At 41.6% G+C, this 25,148-nt stretch carries 20 protein-coding genes and 1 pseudogene; 15 read left to right on the forward strand and 6 right to left on the reverse strand.

Translation table 11 applies throughout. The annotated features are described in order from the left end of the window. Positions 1-147 precede the first annotated feature (147 nt). Positions 148-1,938, reverse strand: a complete 1,791-nt coding sequence (locus PULV_RS19020) for a sensor histidine kinase (RefSeq protein ID WP_193332773.1) — start codon at positions 1,936-1,938, stop codon at positions 148-150. 104 nt (positions 1,939-2,042) lie between these two features. After that, positions 2,043-2,312, reverse strand: a complete 270-nt coding sequence (locus PULV_RS19025) for a hypothetical protein (RefSeq protein WP_193332774.1) — start codon at positions 2,310-2,312, stop codon at positions 2,043-2,045. 242 nt (positions 2,313-2,554) lie between these two features. Between PULV_RS19025 and PULV_RS19030 the strand changes: the two genes are divergently transcribed. The 4 genes from PULV_RS19030 (at position 2,555) to PULV_RS19045 (ending at position 4,546) form a co-directional block, all read left to right on the forward strand. Continuing rightward, positions 2,555-3,301, forward strand: a complete 747-nt coding sequence (locus PULV_RS19030; RefSeq protein ID WP_193332775.1) for a hypothetical protein — start codon at positions 2,555-2,557, stop codon at positions 3,299-3,301. A gap of 11 nt (positions 3,302-3,312) precedes the next feature. Further along, positions 3,313-3,759 (forward strand): VOC family protein, encoded by a 447-nt coding sequence (locus PULV_RS19035; RefSeq protein ID WP_086745584.1) that lies wholly within the window; start codon positions 3,313-3,315, stop codon positions 3,757-3,759. Beyond that, positions 3,756-3,971, forward strand: a complete 216-nt coding sequence (locus PULV_RS19040; RefSeq protein ID WP_086745326.1) for a DUF6500 family protein — start codon at positions 3,756-3,758, stop codon at positions 3,969-3,971. The genes PULV_RS19035 and PULV_RS19040 overlap by 4 nt, the downstream gene beginning before the upstream one ends. 128 nt (positions 3,972-4,099) lie before the next feature. Then, positions 4,100-4,546 (forward strand): hypothetical protein, encoded by a 447-nt coding sequence (locus tag PULV_RS19045; protein WP_193332776.1) that lies wholly within the window; start codon positions 4,100-4,102, stop codon positions 4,544-4,546. A gap of 91 nt (positions 4,547-4,637) precedes the next feature. Here the strand turns inward: PULV_RS19045 and PULV_RS19050 are convergent, their stop codons facing one another. Both PULV_RS19050 and PULV_RS19055 read right to left on the reverse strand, forming a co-directional pair. Beyond that, positions 4,638-5,120 (reverse strand): hypothetical protein, encoded by a 483-nt coding sequence (locus PULV_RS19050; RefSeq protein ID WP_193332777.1) that lies wholly within the window; start codon positions 5,118-5,120, stop codon positions 4,638-4,640. Between the two features lie 155 nt (positions 5,121-5,275). After that, the gene (locus PULV_RS19055) at positions 5,276-6,145 is read right to left on the reverse strand and encodes an AraC family transcriptional regulator (RefSeq protein ID WP_086745331.1); all 870 of its coding nucleotides are present in this window, start codon (positions 6,143-6,145) and stop codon (positions 5,276-5,278) included. A 524-nt stretch (positions 6,146-6,669) separates the two neighbouring features. Here PULV_RS19055 and PULV_RS19060 point away from each other — a divergent pair. The 3 genes from PULV_RS19060 to PULV_RS19070 are packed head-to-tail and all read left to right on the forward strand — an operon-like array spanning position 6,670 to position 11,404. After that, positions 6,670-7,929, forward strand: a complete 1,260-nt coding sequence (locus PULV_RS19060; RefSeq protein ID WP_193332778.1) for an MFS transporter — start codon at positions 6,670-6,672, stop codon at positions 7,927-7,929. Positions 7,930-7,986: 57 nt separating this feature from the next. Beyond that, positions 7,987-8,865, forward strand: coding sequence for an ROK family protein (locus tag PULV_RS19065; RefSeq protein WP_086745334.1), 879 nt, complete (start codon positions 7,987-7,989; stop codon positions 8,863-8,865). Further along, positions 8,858-11,404, forward strand: coding sequence for a family 20 glycosylhydrolase (locus PULV_RS19070; RefSeq protein WP_193332779.1), 2,547 nt, complete (start codon positions 8,858-8,860; stop codon positions 11,402-11,404). Before PULV_RS19065 ends, PULV_RS19070 begins: the two co-directional genes overlap by 8 nt. A gap of 99 nt (positions 11,405-11,503) precedes the next feature. On the opposite strand, the gene PULV_RS19075 is transcribed toward PULV_RS19070, so the two are convergent. Beyond that, entirely contained in the window at positions 11,504-12,652 is a 1,149-nt protein-coding gene (locus PULV_RS19075) for a M20 family metallopeptidase (protein ID WP_193332780.1), read from the reverse strand. Positions 12,653-12,912: 260 nt separating this feature from the next. Between PULV_RS19075 and PULV_RS19080 the strand changes: the two genes are divergently transcribed. The 3 genes from PULV_RS19080 (at position 12,913) to PULV_RS19090 (ending at position 17,982) form a co-directional block, all read left to right on the forward strand. After that, positions 12,913-13,833, forward strand: coding sequence for an ATP-grasp domain-containing protein (locus tag PULV_RS19080; protein ID WP_086745336.1), 921 nt, complete (start codon positions 12,913-12,915; stop codon positions 13,831-13,833). A 3-nt stretch (positions 13,834-13,836) separates the two neighbouring features. Next, positions 13,837-15,225: an ATP-grasp domain-containing protein gene (locus PULV_RS19085; protein ID WP_193332781.1), complete on the forward strand. Its 1,389-nt coding sequence runs from the start codon at positions 13,837-13,839 to the stop codon at positions 15,223-15,225. 69 nt (positions 15,226-15,294) lie between these two features. Then, a complete protein-coding gene (locus PULV_RS19090) occupies positions 15,295-17,982 on the forward strand; it encodes a M14 family zinc carboxypeptidase (RefSeq protein WP_086745340.1) in 2,688 nt (895 codons plus the stop codon). A gap of 596 nt (positions 17,983-18,578) precedes the next feature. On the opposite strand, the gene PULV_RS19095 is transcribed toward PULV_RS19090, so the two are convergent. Further along, complete coding sequence (locus PULV_RS19095) at positions 18,579-19,913, reverse strand: serine hydrolase domain-containing protein (RefSeq protein WP_193332782.1); 1,335 nt, start codon at positions 19,911-19,913, stop codon at positions 18,579-18,581. Positions 19,914-20,055: 142 nt separating this feature from the next. Between PULV_RS19095 and PULV_RS19100 the strand changes: the two genes are divergently transcribed. The 5 genes and pseudogenes from PULV_RS19100 to PULV_RS19120 all read left to right on the forward strand — a co-directional run bounded on the left by PULV_RS19100 (position 20,056) and on the right by PULV_RS19120 (position 25,125). Further along, positions 20,056-21,642, forward strand: coding sequence for a winged helix-turn-helix domain-containing protein (locus PULV_RS19100; RefSeq protein ID WP_193332783.1), 1,587 nt, complete (start codon positions 20,056-20,058; stop codon positions 21,640-21,642). A gap of 83 nt (positions 21,643-21,725) precedes the next feature. Next, complete coding sequence (locus PULV_RS19105) at positions 21,726-22,091, forward strand: Clp protease/crotonase-like domain-containing protein (protein ID WP_193332784.1); 366 nt, start codon at positions 21,726-21,728, stop codon at positions 22,089-22,091. A gap of 184 nt (positions 22,092-22,275) precedes the next feature. Beyond that, positions 22,276-22,407: pseudogene (locus tag PULV_RS19110) on the forward strand (transposase family protein); the annotation flags it as partial. Positions 22,408-22,593: 186 nt separating this feature from the next. Continuing rightward, a complete protein-coding gene (locus PULV_RS19115; RefSeq protein ID WP_193332786.1) occupies positions 22,594-23,568 on the forward strand; it encodes a transposase in 975 nt (324 codons plus the stop codon). 396 nt (positions 23,569-23,964) lie between these two features. Continuing rightward, positions 23,965-25,125, forward strand: coding sequence for an acyltransferase family protein (locus PULV_RS19120; protein ID WP_193332787.1), 1,161 nt, complete (start codon positions 23,965-23,967; stop codon positions 25,123-25,125). Positions 25,126-25,148: the final 23 nt, after the last annotated feature.

Raw genomic sequence — 25,148 nt, forward strand, 5'->3', positions numbered from 1 at the left:
TCAAGTGGTTATTTTCAACGGTAACTAAGTTGTATTGACTGGCTATATTTAACCGCCAAAGACTAACAGCCTTTGGCGGTAATTCACTCGATGCGCTGTGTTTGTTTTTATCGCAAGCAAAGTTAAAGCCATAAAAGATCAACAGCCTTAGTTATTTTCAAAAAAATAACGGTAGTCAATGTTTGCCAAATGCATATAAAACACAATCCCTTCTCCTGCGACGCTTTGCAGCTCGAGTTCTCCTTTTAACTTTTGAGTAATCAGGCTGTAAATAATACTGAGTCCCAATCCCGTCCCGCCTGATCCTCGTTTAGTGGTTACAAAGGGATCAAACACTTTTTTTAGCATCTCTTCTTCAATGCCGTTGCCATTATCAGAGAAGCGAAAATGCAGCGCACCAGAGACTAGTTTGACGAGCACTTCAATATGCAGCGTTTTATCGGGAACCAAACCATGCTTTAAACTATTGTTTATCAGCATGCCTATGATTTGATTGAATGCGCCAACATAACTGCGTAAAAGTAAATTGTCAGGAATGTTGAGTTCAAAGGTCACGCTGTGTTTATTTAACTCATGGTTATACGTTTGGAACACGCTTTTTATTTGGTCTAACAGGTTAAATTCAACTAACTCGTCGTATTGTTGATGAACGGCGATTTGCTTGAAATTAGTAATTAATGAAGCGCAGCGCGCTAAGTTGGACTCCATCAAATTTAAGCCCATATCGGCTTCATTGATTAAGTTATCGAGGTGTTCTTTTTTTAATGTCCCTTGCGCTAATAAGTGTTTTAGATTGTGCAGTTTATGTCTGAGGTGGGATTCAGATGTAATTACAATCCCTAAAGGGGTATTGAGCTCGTGGGCAAATCCATTCACCATAGTTCCTAAACTCGCCATTTTTGCATCTTCAACTAAACGGTCTTGTGCTTTTTTCAACTTAGTGAGTAGTTCTTCAACATGACTGATCAATTCATTAAGGTGATTGGAAAACTCACTTAATTCATCATCACCTGTGAGATCTGAGCGTAAAATAAAGTTATTTTCTGCGGTAATTTTAGCTAATAAGGAGTTCATTTTGAAAAAGCTTTGCGCTATTCGACGATGGAGCAAGCTGGAGATAATAATTTTGCAGGTAATGACAATAAACAGCAAGATCAATGCAGTCAGCAAAGTGTTGAATGCGTATTGCTCTAAAGTGTGATTAATCATCTTACTTAGGCTCGCTGTTTGCTCTTCAATGCTTTTCTTGGTCAGACTATTTTGCCCAATGAGCCCACTATTTTTATTCAGGCCTTGTTCTTTACGTAACATTAAATACTGCTCAAGTGCCTGTTGATAATCATCCAGTAAAGTAATGCTTTTTTGGTGTTGTTGATGATAGCTTTTAGCCTGATTAACTAAGGTTTTATGTAATGTGAGGTATTGCTCGTCGATTCTTAAGAGGTAATCTTTTTCGCGTCGGCGAATTTCAAGAATGAGGATTTCAAAATTTTTATCATCGAGGTTTTGACTATAAGTTTGCAGAGCATGGACGGCATGTCGAAATTTAGCTCTTAGGCCTAAATCTTCGTTAAAACCAATTTCTCTTTGTAGATCAACGATTTTATAAAGTGTTTTTTGATATTCTTTAACAGAAGAATCTAATTGCTCTAAGAGCAAAATAGACGTTTGCGTTTTAGTTAATCTGTCACTTAACAGGATTTTAGCTTGTAAGTATGTTTGAAAGTGCTGCTCGATACTTTTTGTATCGGGATCGTTTATGAACTCAGTGTCTAAAGAAGTAACCTGATACATTGCTTTTTGCAAATTGAGTAATTGCTGATGAATCAATGCAGTGTGTGAGTCATTTCTATACAATAAGAAAGCACAGGTTAGAAAAATCACTAAGGTTAAAACACTTAAGATCTGTGATACGTTTAGTGAATGTCTCAGTTTCATAATCAACCTAGTTAACTTAAAAAATATAAGTGTAGGTAAAAACTGAGTATTCTCTATTGGATAGTTTGAATTTTTCTAACGTGTCAGGCTCAGACTCACAGTGATTATTTAATTATGATAGTGGTTATAAAAAGCACAGAGGTAAAAATAACCAGCCAAAGCATACGTTGTCTAAATGCGAATTGCTTGGTTTCATATCTCCCTAAGCGATGATTGGCGTGAATAATTGAAATACCGGCACACCCCAGCAAACCTAAAGTGAGTTGTGGTGTATTGCTAAACAACAGTGCGACAGCAGCACTGAAAGTCAGTAAAAATAAAACGATGAAAAAGGCAGCCGCAAAGGGCTTTGGTTGTAAATAAGTGGTCTGCATCCGTGAGTCCAATAAATATGATTTCCAATTCAGCTGTAGAGTGTAACTAATAAATTTGAATTGGCGAAGTATTAATCATAAAAAACCATTTTAATACGCTCTCGTGACTCAAAAACAGCATTTACTTTTTGTAAACGAGCGTAGTTAACGCGCTTGATTTTGTATTAAAAGAAGAAAGGAACCTTGGCAGAATCGAGTAAAATCAATATAGTGAGCGCATCATTTTGAGCTTAAGGAAAAGCATGTCCCGTTCAGAGCACGCAGCGACCCCCTCAGGTTTATCGACCCCGCAACATGGGCACGTCCCACATGGTAACGTGAATGTATGGCGTTACATGAATACGTGGAAATTTGAACAATTACTCAAAACAAGGGCGCTGTATTTTGCCAATGCGAACCAACTGACAGATCAATATGAAGTGTGTGTGCCAGAGGCGGTATTAGCAAAAAAAAGGCAATCCCTGATCCAGCAAGGTTTAAAAGATCACCAACTTGATGATGCTATGGCTACATTTCATTGGTCTAATCGCCCGGAAAAAGCGCATGTTTATATCAATTGTTGGTCGGTTAGCCCTCATGAGTCCTATGCCCTTTGGAAAATTTATTTAGGGGGCGATCATAATGGGGTGGCGGTTAGAACATCATTTAGTCAGCTGCGCCAAGCATTAAGTACCGAGCAAAGTCGCAATATCAAGCTAACGAATGTGGCATACAAAGGATTTATTTCACCCGACTCGTTGAGCCCAGAGACAGTGATTGCCACCAAAAAGCCTTTTTATGATTTTGAAAAAGAACTACGCTTGTTTTTTGTCTGTGACACCGCCCTATGTGCCGGGGTCAATGTTGCAGTCGATGTCGATCGGGTTGTCCATCAGGTCTTTATATCACCGTTTGCGGATCCTGAGTATATCACTGCAATTCAACAGCTATTAAAGCGATATCATTTTGCGCATGTCACTATCAGGCACTCACAAATCAGAGAACTCTAATGGGAGATGGCATGTTACGTTTAATGGGTTTAGACCATATCGTGTTACGCACTAACAAGCTTACCGAAATGCTGCATTTTTACTGTGATGTATTGGGCTGTGAAATAGAAAGGGCACTGCCGAGCAATGTCGGGTTAACGCAGCTGCGCGCAGGTTCAGCTTTGATTGACTTAGTTGATGTCGAGAGTCAATTAGGCCGCCAAGGTGGCAAAGCGCCGACATCACAAGGCAATAACCTTGACCATTTTTGTTTGCAAGTAGCACCTATGCCACAGCGCGAAATAAAAGCGTATTTAGAGGCCAAAGGCATTGCCGTTGGCGATTTTGCCAGCCGTTACGGCGCGCAAGGGTTTGGGCAATCAGTTTATATCACAGATCCACAAGGCAACACAGTTGAATTACGTTGCCAGCAAGTTTTTAATCCTAATCAACAAACACCTACAGAAGGTAACGAATGAACCCACAACTGAAAGAAAAAATCATCACAATCTGTAATAAAAAAATAGCCGCAAAAGGTGAATCTGTCGGGGTGTCCTTTTACGCTTTTTTTGCCAATAAAAATGATGATCCTGTTTTATTAATGGAAGCAGCAACCTGGTGGATTGAAACTCATCAGCTCGATCACTTTGAAAAAGCAGTGAAAATAAAAGCCATGGTCGAATCGATGTAAAAAATCTGGTGATTGGTCGCGATTTTACCCATTCTGGTTTTCGCAGTGATAAATTAAGGGTCATTATTATAAAATACAGGTTAGGTGCGACTGATGGCAACGCCTAAATGTGATGAAAGAGGATGAGTATGTTCGAAAATAAATGGCAAAGTATTAGCTTGATTCTGGGTGTGGTATTTTTGTTGCTTAGCATTGCCTTTATTGTTGTAGTGGGTTTTGATTATCCGGTGTTTTTGCTGGGGACGTTTTCTGGCACCTCATTTTTTATTTCGTATGCGGTAAAGCAATCAAGAGAATTTCAGCTTGCTAACCAGCTCACGTCTTTACTTGAGCGCAATCAAAACGTTCTTAGCATTTGTAATAGGCATGTATCGCCATCAATGCTCAGTGAACCGATGGACATCGAGATAGCTCAGATCTCAAAACTCACAGTGCTCGATGAGTCTTTAACTGTGGTCTTAGATGATAATGAGCAAGGATTTGATTTTAAACTCACTGGTGATGCTGACGCCATCAAGCTTCGACTCAAAGAGTTATTGACAAAAGAAGAGCTTCAACAGATTAGTTTGTCTTAACCTAAAAGAGGTTGAGCAATAATGATATAGCCTGTTAAACACCCAAAGTTGCGTGTTTAACAGGCACAAAACCGCTTATTTCAAGGCAGAATTAAACGGAGCTGCTCTCACATTGTTTTTTTCGTAGTTGGTATGGGACTAAACTTGGATTTTTAAGAGATGTTTTGACTATGGGTGACACCACTTCGGCATTATCAAAATCTTCAATCCAAACAGCCATTTCTGCATTTTGGTCTAACATTTGACCGTTCAAAATGTACTTTTTGCCAGCAGGAAGGTCGACATTGAAGTTCACTACAGCTTCACGACCTGCTGAATTATGAACTGTATCGGCCACATTCACCATCACCCATAAATTGTGTTTCCCTGCTGGGTACTCACGATTAGTTTGGTGCTCAATCACTCGCTGGTTATGGCAAAAAAGGAAAATAGATTCATTTCTGTTAGGCGTGTTGTCATATTGGTTTTTAATTCTTACAAAACCCTCTTTGACATCCGTCTCGATGGGTAAAAGTGAACAACCAGAAACGGTCAGGGTCAGCGCACTCAGTACGCAAAGTAAACGACTTTTCATCAGCATATCCTTATTAATAGAATGACGATAAACCAGTTATAAGTTGTACCTGTTAAGCGTTTTTTGGTCAAGGCTTATTCGTATTTAGATAATAAAGTCAGCATTTTTTAGGAGTTTCGGCGCTTTTAATCTAGTTTTTGCTGCAATGTTGCGACCTAGACTAACGACTTTTGTTTAAGTCGTTTTCTAAATTGGCTCGGTGTGCTTTCTTTAAGGTATAAAAAACGCCGATTGAAGTTAGAAATATTTTTAAAACCACATTGGTCACTAATGGAGGTAATCGATTGGTTTGTATTAACGAGCAATTTGCATGCTTTGCCAATGCGCAGCTGGTTAATAAACTCAGTTAATGTGCGCTCCATGCGTTTTTTGAAAAAGCGATGAAAGTGATTGGTGCTCATATGCGCCATCCTCGCCAACTGCTCTGCACACATTGACTCAGTGTAATGTTGGTAAATGTAATCGATGACTTTATCGAATTTATCTTGTGCTTGATGGCTGTATGAAGAGGCAGAAAAGGTCGCGCTAGACAGAATATGGGTGTGAGCGTCTTGGCTCATTTCTCGCAGTAATCCCATTAAATTAAGGTATTGTTCAAATGGCTCACTTTGTTCTATTTGTTCAAAATACGTTTTAGCAATGCGGGCTGTTTGGGTTGAAAATTTGAGTCCGCGCTGTGAGTTAATTAATAAATCCTCCAGTACCATCAGTTCAGGATTATTGAGCACATGCTGACTGAGCCATTTTTTTGGAATCTGAGCGACATGAACAACTTGAACACTGTTATCTGCATTAGGAGAGGATTGCCAGGTGTGAGGTAAATCAGGCCCGAGAATGACTAAATCGAGTTCACTATAAGGAGCAATATAATCACCAATATGACACACCCCTTTACTGTTCAGTGTTAAGCAAATTTCGTACTCAGGATGATAGTGCCAATTAAAGGGAATGAAATCTAACGTGTACTTGCAATAGCGCCACGATGAGTTGGTGTTAGGGATAACTTTTTCGCACATTGCACGCATGATTCGTTCCTTGTCATGTTTATTTCTGTAAACACTATTTGAACAGTTTGTATCAAATTCAGTGATACCCATCTATGCGTCTTTGGTATTAATCTATCGTTTAGTATGCCTTTCAAGCGTACATTTTATGGCTCAGTTTAAAAAATGGCCTTAAATGGATAGATAACTATCAGAGTTGGTGTGCTGCGTACCGTTTTATTGCTTAAAGCTTGGCTACCCTTGATGTAAATAAAGAGTGATCAAACCATGGTGCATCACCTATTTCAGAGCGTTGGTTAATCAAATCTGATGATTAACCCTAAATTTCACAACGGACAGATTAAAGAAGGTTGAAAAGTATCAATATGCCATAGTTGAGTGCCGCACAAGCTCATTTCAACTGTCAGACTAGACGTCAATAATTTGGGAGTTCCCTCCCGCCTCGTTACGAGTGGTGATTAATCAAATACCCTTGAATCAATTTGTTTGTCTGCCCACAAACAGTTTGCAATCACCACTCTATTTACTTTCTGTAGGAAATAAGCATGAAAAATAACTACTTAGTTGTACTGTTGGTGATCGTGACATTTTTTGTTATTTCGTTCATTACCAATTTACTAGCGCCTATTTTTCCAGCACTGATTCAAAGTTACGACATCGGATTAACCTTGGCAGGTTTTTTTCCATTCGCCTTTTTTGCCGCGTATGGCGTGATGTCTATTCCTGCGGGAATACTGGTGCAAATGATTGGCGAGAAACAGGTGATGCTGGTGGCCTTTTTACTGGCGCTGTGCGGCAGTGTCTTATTTGTTGTGTGGCCAGTGTTTGCTATTGCCATGGTGGCATTGTTTTTAATCGGTACAGCAATGGCGTTATTACAAGTGGCAATTAACCCGTTGCTTCGAAGTAGCGGTGGTTCAAAACACTTTGCTGTGCTGTCGGTGCTTGCACAATTTATGTTTGGTGCAGCGGCGACCATATCACCTTTGGTCTATAGCGCCATTATTACCTCAGATCACGCCAGTACAACTTGGTTGTTGCAGTTGGTGCCAAGCAATATGACTTGGTTAAGCATGTATGTGTTATTTGCACTGCTGTGTTTAGTGATGTTGGTGGTGATCAGTATCATGAAAATTGACAACAAAGCAGCTCGCATTAACGCTGAACGCAGTCATTTCGGCCAAAGTTTGTTGTTATTTAAAGATACGACGGTGATTAAATTCTTTTTTGCCATTGTCGCGTATGTTGCGCTTGAGCAAGGGGTGGCTAATTCTATTTCTGTCTTTTTACAGCGTTACCACCAAGTCGACCCGAGTACACAAGGCGCGCAGGTGGTCAGTCAGTTTTGGTTATGTTTAACGTTAGGGTGCTTACTTGGCATAGTGTTATTAAAACTGTTTGATGCGAAGCATGTCTTGATTGCCTTTAGTCTTGGGGCGTTTGCGAGCTTAATGACTGCTCTTTTTGCTGATAAAGCGCTGGCAATGATGGCCTTTGCGGGCGTTGGATTTTTCTTATCTATTATGTGGTCGGTGATTTTTTCCTTGGCGCTCAACTCTGTGGCAACAGGGCATGGTGCGGTCTCGGGCATTTTATGTACTGGGATTGTTGGAGGGGCGATAGCGTCTCCTATTGTTGGTGCTATCAGTGATCTTTCTGGCAACTTACAAGTGTCTTTACTGATTTTACTTATTCCGCTTGGATACATTTTCAGTGTTGGGTTATGGGCAAAACCGTTAGTCACCAACCACCGCGTCGCGGTTAAAACACCGACACAACCCACCTCATTGGCACAAAACAATTAAGAAAAACCGCTGTTTAACCTGCGATATTGCAAATGTTTTTAGAAGTAAAGGGGCTGTATGTTACACACTTTATTATGTGTCGATTTAGGCGGCACAAAAGCCTTGGTTGCCAAAGTGAGCGGCAATCAAATTCAGAGTAAGTCATATTTTGACGTCGACGGCGCAGCTTCAAAAGAGCAAACCAATCAATTTTTATGCGACATTATTGCGCAAGTGATTGATGACACCTGCCAAGGCATCGTGATAGGCGTGCCCAGTATGGTGGTGATGGAGACAGGTGAAGTGATTGAAACTGTCAATATTCCACGCTGGCAAAACGTTCCATTAAAAGCGCAGCTTAGCCAGGTATTTAATTTACCTGTGTTGGTTCATAACGATGCAAATTGTTTTGCGATGGGTGAGTTTTGTCAAGGGGACTACAGCCAAGAAACAACTTTGATTGGAATTTGTTTAGGCACGGGCTTAGGAGCTGGTTTGGTACTAAATGGTGCTCTTTATACGGGTAAACATGCCGCAGCGGGTGAGTTTGGTAGCTTTAGTTATCAAAATGGGATTGTCGAGCACTTTACCTCTGGGCAATACTTCAAACGCCAAGGTTTAAATGGCAAACACATCTATCAACAAGCCTTAGATAATGATGCACAGGCCTTGCAGTTATTTGAGCAACTTGGCTGTCACCTTGCTCATGCAATCGCGCAAATAGTGTTGGCTTATGATCCTGATGTGGTGGTGCTTGGGGGGTCTGTGGCGCAGTCGGCACCATTTTTCTTACCCAGTGTTTATCGTCATTTACCAGATTTAGTGAATCCTATGGTTTTAGCGTCGTTAGATATTCGTGTCAGCGAACTGGGTGACGATGCCCCGTTATACGGCAGTTATGCGTTATTGAGTGATTATGTTGAAAAGCAACAGCTGGCGGAGGTCAAGTATGGGTAGATTGGTTTTAGGGTTAACATTGCTTGCATGTCTAACTAGCATGAACGTGCTCGCTGTGGCACCAACACAACATGAGCTCGATACTTTGGCTGCGAATTTATCGGTCAAGTATAAGCTGATTTCAGCCAAGCCCAAGGCGTGTCCCGCACCCCATCAATCACAGTGTTATTTGTCGCGTCTTACTTTAGAAGTCCCATTTAATGTGAGCCGCACTGATTGGTCGATTTATTTTAGCCAACTCATGCCTATTTACCTCAGCGATGGCGGGGAATTTACTATAAGTCACCTGAATGGCGATATGCATCAACTCAGCCCGACAGCGGCATTTTCGGGGTTCAAAGCCAATACGCCACTTAGCATTGAGTTTTATACCCAAGCGTCGCAAATTACCCGCTCAGAATTTTTGCCTAACTATTTATTAGCTGCCAAAGATCTACAGAGCCGCGTGATCAAGAGCACACAGGTAGGAAAAGATCCTGACACACAGCTCGAAACCCAGCCCTACTTGGCGCCATTTTTAACCCTTGAACAATTACAGACATCCCAAGATGATGTCACTCCTTGGATGGGCGCCCAGTATTTATATCATCATTATCAACGCCCGACATTACGCCAAGCACCGTTAAGCCTGATCCCAAAACCGCAGCAGCTAACTCGTTTAAATCAACCTGAAGTGAACTTAGCACAAGGCATTAAGCTCACAGGGGATCTGCCTCTTTTGGCACAATTGGATGCGGTTACGTCACGTCTAGCGCGACTTGGCATTGCACACAATGCCCAAGGGATCCCAGTTGCTGTTTCCCTCGATTTAGGCACTCAAGTGAATGAGGCATACCAACTGACACTCAAGCCTTCGCAAATAACCATTCGGGCCAATAGCGCAAGGGGAGTGTTTTACGCGTTGCAAAGTATTGCAGGGTTGGTGAGTCTTGATAACTTAGTGGTGCCCGCACTGACAATAAGCGATGCGCCCCGTTACGCCTTTCGTGGCATGCACATAGATGTGGCACGTAACTTTCGTTCAAAGCAATTTATTCTCGATACCCTTGAACAAATGGCCGCGTATAAACTCAATAAACTACATTTGCATTTAGCCGATGATGAAGGTTGGCGTTTAGCCATTAATGGCTTGCCAGAACTCACCGAAGTAGGTGCAACTCGTTGTTTAGATTTAACCGAGCTGCATTGTTTGTCGCCTCAGTTAGGTGCTGGGCTCGATCCGAAGAGTGCCATCAATGGCTTTTACAGCGCAGATGATTACATTGAAATTTTACGCGCCGCTCAAGCGCATTTTATTGAAGTGATCCCTTCGCTTGATATGCCCGGACACTCCCGAGCTGCAATGGTTGCCATGGAGGCACGCTTTGCCCGACTACAAGCACAAGGTCAAACCGAGCAAGGCAATGAATACCGTTTGGTTGAACCGAATGACACGACCGAATATCGCTCAATTCAGCATTACAACGACAATACCTTAAACGTTTGTTTACCCGCCACTTATCGGTTTATTGATAAAGTACTCGATGAAGTGCAAACCTTGCATCAACAAGCCGCCGTGCCCTTTAACACCTACCACATTGGCGCTGATGAAACCGCAGGTGCTTGGGTGAATTCGCCAAGTTGCTTAGCACTTAAAGAGCAACAACCTGATCTGCATTCATTTAATGGTTACTTTATTGAAAAAGTCAGTGCCATGGTGGCGAAAAAAGGCCTCAAAGTCGCTGGTTGGAGTGATGGCATGAGTGATGTGAATGTGGCAAATATGCCAGACAATGTTCAGTCCAATGCCTGGGCGACATTAAGCGAAAATGGCCATACTGTTGCGCACCAACATGCCAATCAAGGTTGGGATGTGGTGCTCTCAAGCCCTGATGTCACTTATTTTGATTTTCCGTATCAATCACACCCGCAAGAGCCCGGAAACCACTGGGCAAGTCGTGCGATCGACAGTAAAAAAGTATTTGAGTTTATGCCCGATAATTTACCTGCTCATGCGGAGATTTGGCAATCAGTGAACAGTCATGATTACGCGGCTGATGATCGTAACACAGTGAAGAAAAAGCCCTTTCATGGTATTCAGGGGCATTTGTGGTCAGAGTTAATGCGCAGCGACAGCCAAGCGGAATACATGATGTATCCGCGTTTACTGGCGCTGGCAGAGCGAGCTTGGCATCAGGCTCCTTGGGAGCTGGCTTACAATCGACAAGGTGCTTTGTATAACCCGCAAAGTGGCCAGTTTACCTCTGCAATGCAACAGCAGCGGGCGGATGATTGGCAACGATTTGCGGCTTTAGTGGGGTATAAGGAATTAGCCAAGCTCAGCCATGCTGGGCGCTTTTATCGCATCCCAAGCGTGGCTGCAGCCATTGATAACAAACAGCTCGATGCGTTTTCCCCTTATCCCGGGCTCAGCATTGAATATCAAGATGAAGCTGGGCTGTGGCATGTTTATGATCCCCAAAAACCGCCGCAATCGGCCCAGCAAGTCAGGGCAGTTGCACCCCATGATACGCGCAAAGGGCGCCCTTTACTGGTGTAATAAATTGCCCTAAACAGCATTACCCCCAAGCCGTTCGTGCCCTCCAGTGCGAGCGGCTTTTTAGTTATTGCAAGCCGCATGACTTGTGAGTAACGGGTATTAAGCCGCGCTGGCTTTTGCTGCTGTGTGGCTGAGTTTGTTGGCATGCACAGGGCTACAAAAGTGCAGTAGTATTTGGCTCATTTCGTGAATGCGGCGGGCAAAGCTGGCTTTTTCGGCGCGCTCATAAATAGTGTGATCGCCATCGCCAAAAGGGCCAAAACCATCAAGCGTGATCAGTCCTGCAGCAGACATAGTATTGGCATCGCTGACACCGCCTCGCGATTCGGTTTTAAGCGGGTGACCGAGTACCGAACTGAGGGTATCAACCAGTTGCATTTGTCCTTTTGAAGGTGACATCACATCTCGTTGCACACCCCCGTTGATATTGACTTCAACCCCAGCAACACGGGGATTGTCGACCAAATGTGCAATGCTTTCGAGCAAACGAAGCTTTTCTTGAATACAAGTAAAGCGGGCTTCAACAATCAATTGCGCGCTAGGCGAAATGGTATTGGCGCCAATGCCGCCATTGATTTTGCCGACATTCACTGTGGTGTTTTTATCTAAATCGGTGAGCTCAGTTAACTCGATGATCATCTTGGCTGCAGCTAAATTCGCGTTAATCCCTTGCTGATAATGGTTACCGGCATGGGCCGCTTTACCGATGAGATCTATGGTGAAGGTGGCCACGCCTTTTCGGGCGATGACAATTTCGTGTTGTGCTCCTGCCGCTTCAAATACAAAACAATAATCGTAGTTTTTGGCCAGTTTGCTCGATAGTTGCTTGCTGTCATCACTGCCAGTTTCTTCGTCACTGACCAGCAGCATATCGACATTGTGGATGTCACCTAAAGTGGCCTTTAATTGGCGCAGCGCATTAAGGGCGACAAAGTTGCCACCTTTCATATCACAGACACCCGGTCCGTATACCCATTGGTTGTCTTCACTAAATTGCACAAAGGTATCTGGTGGGAACACAGTATCGAGATGGCCGAGTAGTAAGATTTTTTTGCCAGCAGTTTTAGCAGAACTAAACAACACATGGTTGCCGATGTGCTCTCGGGCAAAGGTTTGGCAGCTAAAACCGAGCGGTTGCATCCAAGCTTTAAATATTTCTGCGTTTTCGTCGATGCCTGTTTTGTTTTTGCTGTATGAATTGCAGTTGACCATTTTGGCCAGCTCAGAAAAGTCGATTGGGTGTGCCATAGTGAGGATCCCTCCAAAAGTGCCGAAATAAGGACAGTAAACGCTCATATTTAAGTACAGCTAAGCGATGAAGAGGTTGCAGTTCGGTGACGGTTTTATTAACTATTTTGTTGTTTTGTATTGCTTCAACTAATTGTCATAAAGGCGGAGTTTAATAAATAAGAGTAAATTTTAGCCACTTTGATTTATTACGCTGTTAGGCAAAGTGACAAGCACATTATGACGACATAAAGACAATTCACGCAGCAAGGGAGTCACGCATGACAGCACAGGTAGGGCTGTGGTTATACCAAAATGGTGGTGGAGCCGCAATTGAGCAACAACTCGTCTCGGCATTGGCTGAGCGACACATAGACTGCACTACAGGGTTGAATCTTCGCGATGCATTTGCCCGCGATGGCAAGATTTTTTGTAATAACCAAATCATGGAAGATCTTGATTTGTTTTTAAGTTACAACGCGGGGCAGCAATCACAATTTCAGTTGTATTTATACGAAGCACTGAGCCAGCAAATCCCCACGATTAATAACTACGCAGCCTTTGCGTTATCGGAAGATAAATTTAAAACCTCACATTTGCTCAACAGCCATGGCATTAATACGCCGGATTATCGCCTGTGTCATAAAAACGATACCGATGGTTTAAAAGCGGCGATCCGTGATTGGGGCGGGCGTTTGGTTTATAAGCCAACCGATGGTTGGGGTGGGGTGGGTATAGTCAAAATTGAAAGTGAGCAAGCCCTTGACATGTTATTGCCTTTTTTAAGCCGCACAGATTTACGTTATTTCTACCTAGAGCGATTTATTGATTATGACAACACTGATTTTCGCATTGATATTGTTGATGGCCAATACATTGGTTGTTATGGCCGACAAGCCCCAAAAGATGATTGGAAAACCAACATCACTTCTGGCGGCAGTGTGTTTGTGCGTGAACCAAGCGACGAAGTGGTTGAAATTGCACTTAAAGCGGCAGCGTTGGTTGGGCTTGAAATAGCAGGTGTCGATTTAATCTATGATCGAGAACGCGAAGAGTACGTAGTGCTCGAAATTAACGGTATTCCGGCATTTGCTACCCCCGAACAAGAAAAACTCGGGCTTAATTTTAATAGCCGAAAAGTCGAAGCCATTACCAATCTTATTGAGCGCAGTGTCATCAAACATCATTCAAAGGTCGCATAAAGCATGAAAAACCAGTCTTCATTACCCAAATTGGGATTTTTATATTTAAACCATGTGATGCGGTTTTTTGATAAGTCGAATTTTAAAGGGTGGCCGAATAAAATCGAGCAAGTGACGTACCGCTGGGGCAAAGATAAACAACGTTTTATCAACGAAGTGAAAGCGAAAAAAATCGAGGTGCTGATTGGGAATATTCCCGCCACAGCTTACGAAACGTTTCGCGAAATCGCCAAAGCCTTGCCTAATGTTGAGTTTGTGCCATCACTTGATGCGCAATTTGCCAATAAATCTAAAGAAAATGTCACCCATTTTTGTAATAAATATCAATTACCGACGCCGACAACCAGTATTTTTTACGTGCCAGAGCAAGCTGAGCAATACTTAAAAACGGCCAGCTACCCAAAAATAATCAAGCGCTCATTTGGCCCTTCTAATTATGGTGGTTATTTTGTCCATAAAGTCGACAGTTACGCTGAGGCGAAAACGTTACTCAATAAACGCAAATATTACCCTGTGTATGTGCAAGATTTTGTGCCAATGCAAGCGGATATCCGGGTGATGCTGATTGGTCATAAACCTGTATGTGCGTTTTGGCGTCGCCCACCTGAGGGCGAATGGCTGACCAACACCAGCCAAGGTGGCAGCATGGATTATCAAAATGTGCCAAAAAGCGTGTTAAAGCTTGCGGTCGAAACCTCAAAATCCGCCAATGCAGAATACTGGGCTTGTGATATTGCGCTGGGTAAAAACGGGCAAATTTATATTCTGGAATGTGCAACAGCCTTTGCGGCGTTTCCGTATATTCGTGATTGGATTGGCCAATATTTAATGTGGAAATACTCCAATGGGCAATTCAAAATGCCGCATATTCCGATGTGGAACTGGGAAGAGCTCGGTAAAATTAGCCCACAATTACTTCGCACCATGCGCCATATTACCTTTGGTCAGTACACCCCGAGTTGCGATAGTAATGAGCGTTTTAAGCAGGTCGATGAGTGGGGTTACCCCTTGATGGATGTGCAGCAAAACAACCTAGAAGAGTGGCCCAGTGAAATTTGGAATTTTCAAGATAACTGGCGCTTACATCATCCAAGCGAAAGCGACACTGGTTTACTTGCGCCTGTTGGGCAAGATGAAAGTGCTGACTCCTTAGTGATTGAAAGCGAAGATGACGCCAATGCGATGTCGCATTTGAGTTTGATGGACTTTTTTACAGGGATTAAAGGCATTGGCGAGAAAATGGCCGCCGATATTTTAGCGACACTTGGCACCCAAGGCGTGGTCGATGCTTTGACCCACAACCCGCATAAGCTGTGCGAAGTGAAAAATGTCAAAGCGAAAAAACTCGCGATGATCACCTCACACTGGCAACAATTTAGTCAACAACGCTAAGTGCCAGAACGCTGGGCAGCTGAACACATCACAGCTGCCTGCTGAGTTTACACAACAAGAAGCAGCCTTATGAAAGTTCAATATGCCTCCTATCAAGAAACGATTGCATTTTTGCAGCAAGCAATGAGTGAACACCCTAATTTGATCCGTTTACAAAGCATTGGCGAAACGTGGGAAAAGCGGCCCATTATGCTGGCCACGATTTCGCAAGATGTGGCTTATGCGGATCAAAAACCGGCCTTGCTGTACACGGGCACGATTCATGCGCGCGAGTGGATTGGCAATGAGTTAGCGATAAAATTCATTAAGTACATTATTGATAACTATCGCTTTAACCCAAAGTTGATGAATGCACTTACCCGCAACACTTTATACATAGTGCCGTGTTTGAACCCCGATGGCTTGGAGTATTCGCGCAATCACTTTTCGTTTTGGCGTAAAAATCGTCGTAACAATGTCGATGGCACTTTTGGTGTTGATTTAAACCGTAATTTTGCTTCTAAATTTCGCCAAGGTAACGACAGCAGTGCCAATACGTATGGCGGGCCTCATGCGTTTTCGGAGCCCGAAACCCAAGCGATTCGAGATTTTGTATTAGCGCATCGTAATATTACGGTGGCATTGGATTATCACTCGCAAGGCAATGTGTTTTTTCCGGCGCATAAATTTAATCATGAGGTCGAAATAGAAGGCACAGACTTAAACGTGCTGTGCGCCAATATGAACTGCGAAATAAAAAAAGTCACCGGTCGCCAATACGGTATTCATCGCGGTAAACCGCCTGCGAATTTAATTCGCGGCAGTGGCCGTGAGTATTATTATTCGTTAGGGATTTTAGCCACTGTGGTGGAGGTCGGCACGCGCAATATCCCTGATTACATGCAAAACATGTCACAAAGTATCGATGAAAATATCCCCGCGCTTATCCATGCCTTAGGCGAAGCGATTAATTATTCGGAGCTGGCACCAAAACGAGTGGAAGGGTTTACCATTCGTGAACTGGGAGCCGATAGTGTCACCCTTGAGTGGATTTATCCGCTCAAAGATGATTTGTATTTTGAAATTTATCGCAGCCAAAGCAATAAAAACATGTGTAATGAACAAACGCTGGTGGCCATTACACGCTCGTCCTTTTTTACTGATGTACAACTAAAAAGCGGCCAACACTATTTTTATAATATTCGCGCCGTCGATAAAGTCACCAAAATAAAATCCCCCTTTAGCCCTGAGCTACGCTTAAAAACAGCCTTAGCGAATGACGAATTTTCGCTGACATTATTTCCAAATAAAGCCGATGTGGGTTACTTGGGTGCGAACTATTTATCTAAAAATAAAGAGCATTTTGGTTATAACTCGATGTTTATTGGCGTCAATCAAAAACGCGGTATTTGTTATGGGGTGATCCGCTTTGATTTGGGCAATTTACCGGCAGATGCAGTGATCAAACATGCGCGTTTTTTACTGTACCCGATGAATCGTGTCGCAGCCAAAATCGAAAAGTACGGCCAGTGGTCGATTGATTTACTCGATGCCAATGCCCTTGACGATATTTATGATTATCAGGCCATTGCCACAGCACCGAGTTTAGTGAGTTTAGGGCACACCATAGAGTCAGATAAAATGACGCAGGGCATTTGGAGCCAATGGGCATTCAATGGCGTTGAACGAGAGCAATTGCAGCATATTTGCCAACAACTGAACCAGTCAACCCAGCGTGCTTTGCTATTGCGCATCAAAGGGCCGACCACCTTGCCGCGCGGCAATGATTCACAAATGATGCAGTTTGATATTGGCTATGGCCCTTTTGGCAGTGGCTTGCATTATCGCCCGCATTTAGAGCTGATTTACACTAAAGCGCAGCACACTATTGAAATGCTTCCCGCGAGCCTCAATACCATTTACCCAGACGATGTGGTGGCCAATAAATTGGCCTCAGGCTTTGATAGCGAAGGTAAAATTATTTATGGGCAAATGGCATTTGCGCTCGATGTTTTGCCAGATCCTGATTATACCGTGATCACCGAAGCGTATTTAGTGCTTAACCATAGCCATAAACTAAGTGACAAACTGGCAGGCAAAGATATTCGTTTTACTATCGAGTTGGTTGAGTTAGAAGATGTTGATTATGCCAGTGTTAAACAGCGCGAGAAAATCGAATACATAGGTTATGAAGTCAGCATTGAGCAACTGCGCGAGCAAAGCCAACAATACTTTATGTTTGATAGTTACAGTCGCCAAGCACTGGAGCGCTTACATGCGCAAAATAAACCCTTTTATTTTATCATCCGTGCTACTGCAGCATCACAAGCAAAAAATGTGTTGGTCGATTGGTATGCCATTGATCATGACTTACAAGCCAAGCTAGTGATCAATACCATCGCACGGCGTAAATACCCCCTCGAAGCCCCAACTGAGCTCAATGTCAGTCATGAAAACAATGCGGTTAAACTAAGCTGGAAAAACCCTGAACATCCTGATTTTGTGGGTTCATTTGTGGTGCGCAACCGTTTTCACCCACCTAAATCTCCCTTTGATGGCGTGAAAATTTATGGCGGCAAAGACGAGTACACAGTCGACCGCTTTGGTAACAGCCAAATCGCAAAATATTACAGCGTATTTAGCTACGACAATGTGCCTAATTACTCCGCCCCCGCGGCAGTCTACTATGCCGACAGTCAAATTATTCATGTAGATGAATTAAACGACGACCTGCCACACGAAACCGAAGACGAAGACATGTTTTTGGGGGATGATTAAGGGGATTGCGCAGCAGCAGATTAATTGTTGTTCGGGCTTTAGCCCGACAGCTTTATTGGCACAAAATTATGTTTTAGCAGCCACTTAGTGTCGCGACTTGTGGATATTTATAATTTGTAGGTCGTGCTTTAGCTCGACAGCTATTTAAAAAATTTACCTCTTTTTCAAATTAATTATAGTGTTTAGTTTTAATGAGTGCTTTGCAAATAATCAATTGATGGAACGCAAGCGGTGAAGATAGGCCAACCATGGCCAAGTTTCAACTTGCATTTCACCCATGAAATACTTGACTCATCAATTTTTTATTTTTAGGGCGTGATCATGGGGGGGGATTTGAAGTAGCGTTATTTGTAGGTCGTTTGAGTAAACGACTTTATGTCGCGACAGAATTTGTTTGTGATTTTACAATCAATGATTTCTAAACAGCAGCTATCTCAATCTATCACTAATTTTGATACCGACTTTGTATTTATTTTTAATACAAATTATTTAAATTCAATGAGATATTGATGGGTGTCTTGTGTTTTTTTTTGAACCCAATTTGGGGTCGAGGATTATAGTTAAAATTAATAAAATGTACACCTAAAATGATGAGGCTAAAGTGACCTTATCCTTTTTAATGCGTGTTTAGCACGTGTTGATTCTGGATTGAGTTCGGCATTTAGCGTTAAAAACGCTAGAGCAGCTTGTTGTTCACTGGCATCTACAAGCTCATATGCAAATCTGATCAAATGACGCTCACTAAAACCTTCATTTTGCGCTATCAATGTTTTATACCATGCTATTGAGGTGGAAGTACCTTGCTCTAAAATCATTTTATAGAGCTTTTGTGAAAGTCTTAATTCAGGCTGTTCATACGCTTTGTCGTAGATAATACTTAGCACTTTTTCGGTGATTGGTGTCATTGGCGCACCGCCTGTATTATCAAGCAATACAACTAAAGTGTCGTCTTCTAACACTCGACTGATATTGGCATTAAAACCTGGGATCATACCGCCATGATGTACTCGAGTCAGTGGTTTACCGAATCGCTCTTCTGGGTAGTTCTCAACTAACCAGCCCGCAGCATAATTTCTATGCTCAGTAACCTGATAAAATACTTTGGTTAACGGTTTAGATAAGATTTTGTTTTCGGCTAAACCTCGGTCCCAAAGATACAAATCCATGGCCGTCGAATACATACTGCCAGCAGAAAAGGGTACTGACATGTCTATATGGCTTGGGTGTTCTAAACGATTTAATAGCCGTTCATAACCAGTTACTCGATTGTTTAGGACAGAATGTTGTTGGTTAAACCCAGAGTTATTCATATTAAGAGGCTTTAGAATTTGCTCTGTTAAAACTTCGCTGTAAGTTTTGCCCGTTACTTGTTCGATTACTTTGCCTAAAATAGTATAACCCGCATTGCTATATCTGAATTGGGTGCCTGGCTCGAAGTTTAAATCCTCGCTACAAAACTTTGAGATAAATTCGTCAAGCGAATAGGGGTTTCTTGCTTCAACAGCTTTGTATCCATCAAGGTGAAAGAAATTACCCAATCCTGATGTGTGATTTAGTAACTGTCTAATTGTAATTTTCGAGCCAGTCTCTGATCTGTAGCTTGGATAGTATTCGATTAACTTTTCATCCAGCTTTAGCTTTTTTTGCTCAACTAGTTGAAGTATCAACATGGCTGTAAATTGCTTAGTTATTGAGGCGATTTTGAATTTACCTTCAACAGTATGATTAATGTTCCATTCAAAGTTGGCTTTGCCATAACCTTTGTTTAAAAGCACTTTCCCTTTATGGCTGATTAACGCGACACCATTAAATTGCTCTAATTGGTGATATCGAGTCAGTAGTTTGTCAATTTCATTGCTCTTAATTTGATTTGCAACGCTTAAAAATGAAGTAAAAAATATAAGTAAAAAAAGTATCTTAGTACGCATCATGTTTTTCCCTAGATTAAACACGTATTTAATCTAACGACTTCTAAACAAATTGAAGAGTGAATTAAAGTGAGTTAGGGTGACGCACAGTGACAAGATAACTTATCTAATAATAAGAATAAGTTAAGTATATTTGAGGAATGGGATGTCAGTTTATAAAGTCGGAGAAAACCTAACTTTAAACCTTGATGAACGACGATTATTAAAAGGTTCTAAAGAGGTTTCTTTGCCTGAGTTATCATATCGATTATTAGTGTGTTTGGTTGAACGTGCACCGAATGTCGTTTCTCATGACATACTCTTGGATTATGTATGGCAGGGGAAAATCGTCTCAGAAGATACCATTAAAAAACGTGTATCTCGCCTTAGGGAAGTTTTGGCAGTCGAAAAAGAACAAGATCCTATTATTGCAGAACGAGGCCTAGGATATCGTTTAAATTTATCAGTTAAGCATCTAGGGCGCTCAGTCAGCCTACAAGAACAACAACAAAATCCATCAAAACGTGTAAGTCCACAATTTCATTTTTTTATTAGGCATCGTGTCATGCTTGGTGGATTAGTTATCTTTGGAATCATTGCTTTCGGTGTTTTACAACAAACAGAACCAAGCAAGATACAGCAACAAGAACATGCAAGTATAAGTCTATCACCTCTAGAAGAATCGAATGAGCTAGATGTGGCTCGATTTATGGGGCTACAAGACATTTCAAAAATAGATAATGCGATTAGTGAACTAGAAAACTCAATCAAACAAGCCAGCAATAGAGTCGCTATTTTCTCAATATTAAGCGAGCTATTTTTAACTAGGCATAAGTTACATGGCGCTAGTCAGGATGATTTAATACAATCTTATAAATTTGCATTAAAGGCAGTTAACGCTTCGAACAGCCAACCTTGGCCTTATGTTGCGCTTGGGAATGTGCAAATTGAACAGGGAAAATATAAAAGCGCCATTGAAAGTGCTAACAAAGCCATATCACTTTCACCAAAATGGGTAAACGCCCATGCCGTCAAAGTTAACGCACTGAATCATCATGGTGATATTTCAGGAGCGTGGCAAGCGATTCAAATTGCACATAAACTACAACCAGACAATCCGCTTGTACAAAAGGTACGGGCTCAGGTTCTGTTAAATAAAAACATGTTTAGTTGGAGTGAACGTCATTTAGAGTCATTGATAGCGTCTACTCCGCAAGATGCGTTTTATTTACTGACTCAGGCAGAACATTTCTTGGTGACTAAGCAGTATGAAAAAGCAGAAAAAATCTTAACTGAATTACTGATCTTAAAACCAAACTTTATCGAAGCCCATATACTCATGGTAAGTGCTTTAGAGTTACAAGGAAAAACAGAACAGTCACTTGTTCATTTAGAGCAAGTTGCAAATAGCCAAAGTAAACATGCACAGCTTGCGCAGTTACTTATAAATTTAGTTGATGGTAAAGATAGCAGGGCGCAGGGTAAAGCATTAGAGGATGATACATACTTTAATCAATTTATCGCTTCACTTACCGCGTTAAATAACAAAGACCCTGAACAATTTTTACAGTTAGCAGAGAAAGCCATACAAAGTGGGTTTTCTAAAGATTATTTATTAGAATCTAATATTATTTATACTGCGTTAGAGCAACAAGTGCATAATGATAAGCAACTCAAAGATTTCCAAGTACTTAAAACAAACTTGTTTAATATCAAGCAAGCACGGCGAGTAAAGCGGGTGCCTATCTTGTAGTTGAAATTACTCATTAGCATTTCACGACAAAACCTTCACAAACACTTTGCTAACTTTGTGCCATACCACAAAGGAGCAAAGCGATGTTCAAACCGTTTTTAAAATCATTTAATAAGTCAGTGATAATGGCCTGTGTGCTACCTGTGTTAGTTGCTTGCCAAGGCAGTCATTTAGAGATCATGCCTGATATATCTGATGAAACCTTGTTGACGCAAAAATTAACCGTAAATCAAATGCATCAAGACATCGATGCCTTGTTACAAGGGGCAATTGAGCGTCACCCTAATCTTGGTAAGTACACTCAAGTTTCTGAGCTTAAAAGCTACACTGACACACTCAAGTCGCAAGTTACTCGGCCTTTAATGCGGACCGAATTTTATAAAATAGTCGGTCAGCTTAGTCATAAATTTAATGACGGTCATGCATTTTTAATTTGGCCTTATCAATAGTATAAATTGCTTAAAGAGCAAGGTGCCAAGCCATTTCCTTTTCAGGTGTTTATTAATTCTCAGCAAGAGTTATATGTTCAATATGACTATCAGTCACAGGGCAAGATCATGAACTTTACCTTGACATAAATTTATGATCTTATACTGTTTTTCAAATTAAGCAGCCTAATTAAGCAGCCTAATTATGTCAGCCAATACACTATTCGAACACTTTTCTTCCATTGATGACCCACGCCAGCAAGGCAAAGTGCAACATCCATTATTCGATATTCTGTTTCTAACAATCAGTGCCGTAATCGCAGGTTGCCAAGGTTGGTGGGGAAATACAGGAAATACATGACACCCATAAATATGTCGTTGAAAAATCACAATAGGGGGTCTAATTTTAATTAATTACTTCATGTTTTGGTACAGGAAATACATGACACCCATAAATATGTCGTTGAAAAATCACAATAGGGGGTCTAATTTTAATTAATTACTTCATGTTTTGGTGGCTCACATGGCACAAGCAAGACGTTCGTTAATTGATTTAGATTCCACGCCTTATTATCACTGCATCAGTCGATGTGTTCGCAGGGCTTTTTTAGCGGGATTTGATAAGTATTCAGGTCAAAACTTTGAACACAGACGTGCTTGGTTAGTCGAGCGATTTAAGCGGCTATCTCAAGTGTTTGCCATTGATATTGCCGCGTATGCGGTGATGTCGAGTCATTACCATTTGGTGCTGAGAGTGGATAGAAGCCGGGCATTAAATTGGTCAAAGGATGAGGTGATTGAGCGCTGGTATCAGTTGTATCACGGCACAATTTTGGTTGACCGCTATCGTAAAGGTGAAAAGCTCGATGAAGCATATATGTACAGCGTCGATAAAACGGTCGAAGTGTGGCGAAATCGGCTTTACGACATCAGTTGGTACATGCGAAACCTAAATGAATTTATAGCCAGAGAAGCCAATAAAGAAGACAACTGCACAGGCCGATTCTGGGAGGGCAGATTTAAATCACAAGCATTATTGGACGAGCAAGCAGTACTCAGTTGTATGATGTACGTCGATTTAAACCCAATCAGAGCCAAAATGGCCAATAATCTGCAAGATAGCGACTTCACATCAATTCAAGAACGTATTCAGCATTACAAAAAACAATCCACGTCAGAAAACACGGAACAAATCACACCACAACCAAAGCAGATTATGGCCTTTGGCAGTAACGCAAACAATCAAACCATTCCTTTTAAGTTACTGGATTACTTAGAGCTTGCCGATTGGAGTGGCCGACATTTTGACCCCAAAAAGCGTGGCGCTATCAGCAAAACCCAACCCAAGATATTAGTGGAATTGGGGATTGAAACTGCTGTGTGGCTTGAAGCAGTACAAAACTTCAGGCGGCAATATAGCAATTTCGCAGGCCAACCGAGTGCACTCAGACAATGTGCTCATCAGCATCAGCAAAGCTGGTATCGCGGAGTCGGCTAAGTTTTAAAAACTCTATTTTTATCTCAATGAAATAAGCAATGGCCTAGTTTTGTCATGGCTGAAATAGCGATTATCAACCAACTTTTTATTGATATACCCCCATTAACCTAGTGAGTTACCAACATTAGCAAAGTCTAATCACTTCTACGTGCCGTGATGCACCCAAATGTCCTATTTCTCTTAGAAATCCTTTGTTGTATTTTTGTTTATATTAATTAAAATCAATGAGATATTTATGGCTGTCATGTATTTTTTTTTTGTATTTTTTCATTGCAGAACTAGCGTTGTAAAAACAGTGACATCTGTCATAGCGCTCGCTATGAGTTTTGTGACTAGTGCCAAACCACCTCATTAACGTATGCTGCTATTAATACAGGATATTAGTTGGGCATACTAATGAATAAAGACAGTCGTTTACATTACATTGATAATTTGCGAAGCCTTGCGCTAATACTAGGCATCGTATTTCATGCCGCTTTAGCCTACAGCCCGTTTTTTAGCAATATTTGGTTTACGGCCGACCCAAGCACCCATGGCGTATTTGACTATATTACGCATACGCTGCACTTATTCCGCATGCCGTTGTTTTTTATAATTGCAGGGTTTTGCAGTGCGTTATTAATCGCAACATCTAATACCGCGTTATTTATACGCCAGCGTAGCAAACACATTTTACTTCCTTTTATTATCTTTTTACCCTTGAGCTTTGCGGTTTATTACCATGCATTAAGCTTTGGAGCAGGTATTGCAGAGCCACTACCGCCGATTTTTGCAGTATTTCAAGTAATACAAGAGCCTGTAATCAGTACTATGCACTTATGGTTTTTATGGAGTTTGTTTCAGTTCTGTGTAATTCATTGGTTGCTGAAGAAAAGTAACCTAATGGGAAATAAGCTCGATCAATTTTCGACTCACCCGGTATTTATTTGGGTAATTATTCCTATTTTATTAACGTTTTCGTTATTGGGGCAACCCATTCCATTTCCTGCGCCCGATAAACTCACACCACAGCTATGGTCGTATGGCTTTTACGGCAGCCTTTATTTACTGGGCGCTGGGCTTTATAAAAAACAACATCTACTTTCGTCATATCATAAGTATTTATGGCTTATTACCGCAGGGGCGGCTTCATCTCTCGTTGCTTATTTTTCTTTATTACAAACAGCGCCAACCCTAGATGAAGTAATTGCCGCTGCCACCACAGGCCATTTTGCAGCAGGCCAACAACACGTATTGCATGTTATAACTCAAGTCACTAGTATCATCTTGTTAACAGCAATAACGTTTTTATTAGGGCATCGTTTTTTAAATCACGAAAGCAAGATCAGTCGAAGCATCTCAGATGCCTCATATTGGATTTACTTAATACATGTGCCTGTGTTGATTTATATACAGATGCCATTAATTAACACCTATATACCTGTCTTGGTAAAATTCATTATCAGTGTGTTTGTAACCTTACTTATAGGTCAAATAAGTTATTTATTAATGGTTAAAACCACGTGGATAGGCCTACTGCTTAATGGCAAGCGATCGCTGCGTAACGTATCAGAGTGATCGTAGATTCACTCGCTGGTAGT

It is taken from the genome of Pseudoalteromonas ulvae UL12, from assembly GCF_014925405.1.
Classification (GTDB): domain Bacteria; phylum Pseudomonadota; class Gammaproteobacteria; order Enterobacterales; family Alteromonadaceae; genus Pseudoalteromonas; species Pseudoalteromonas ulvae.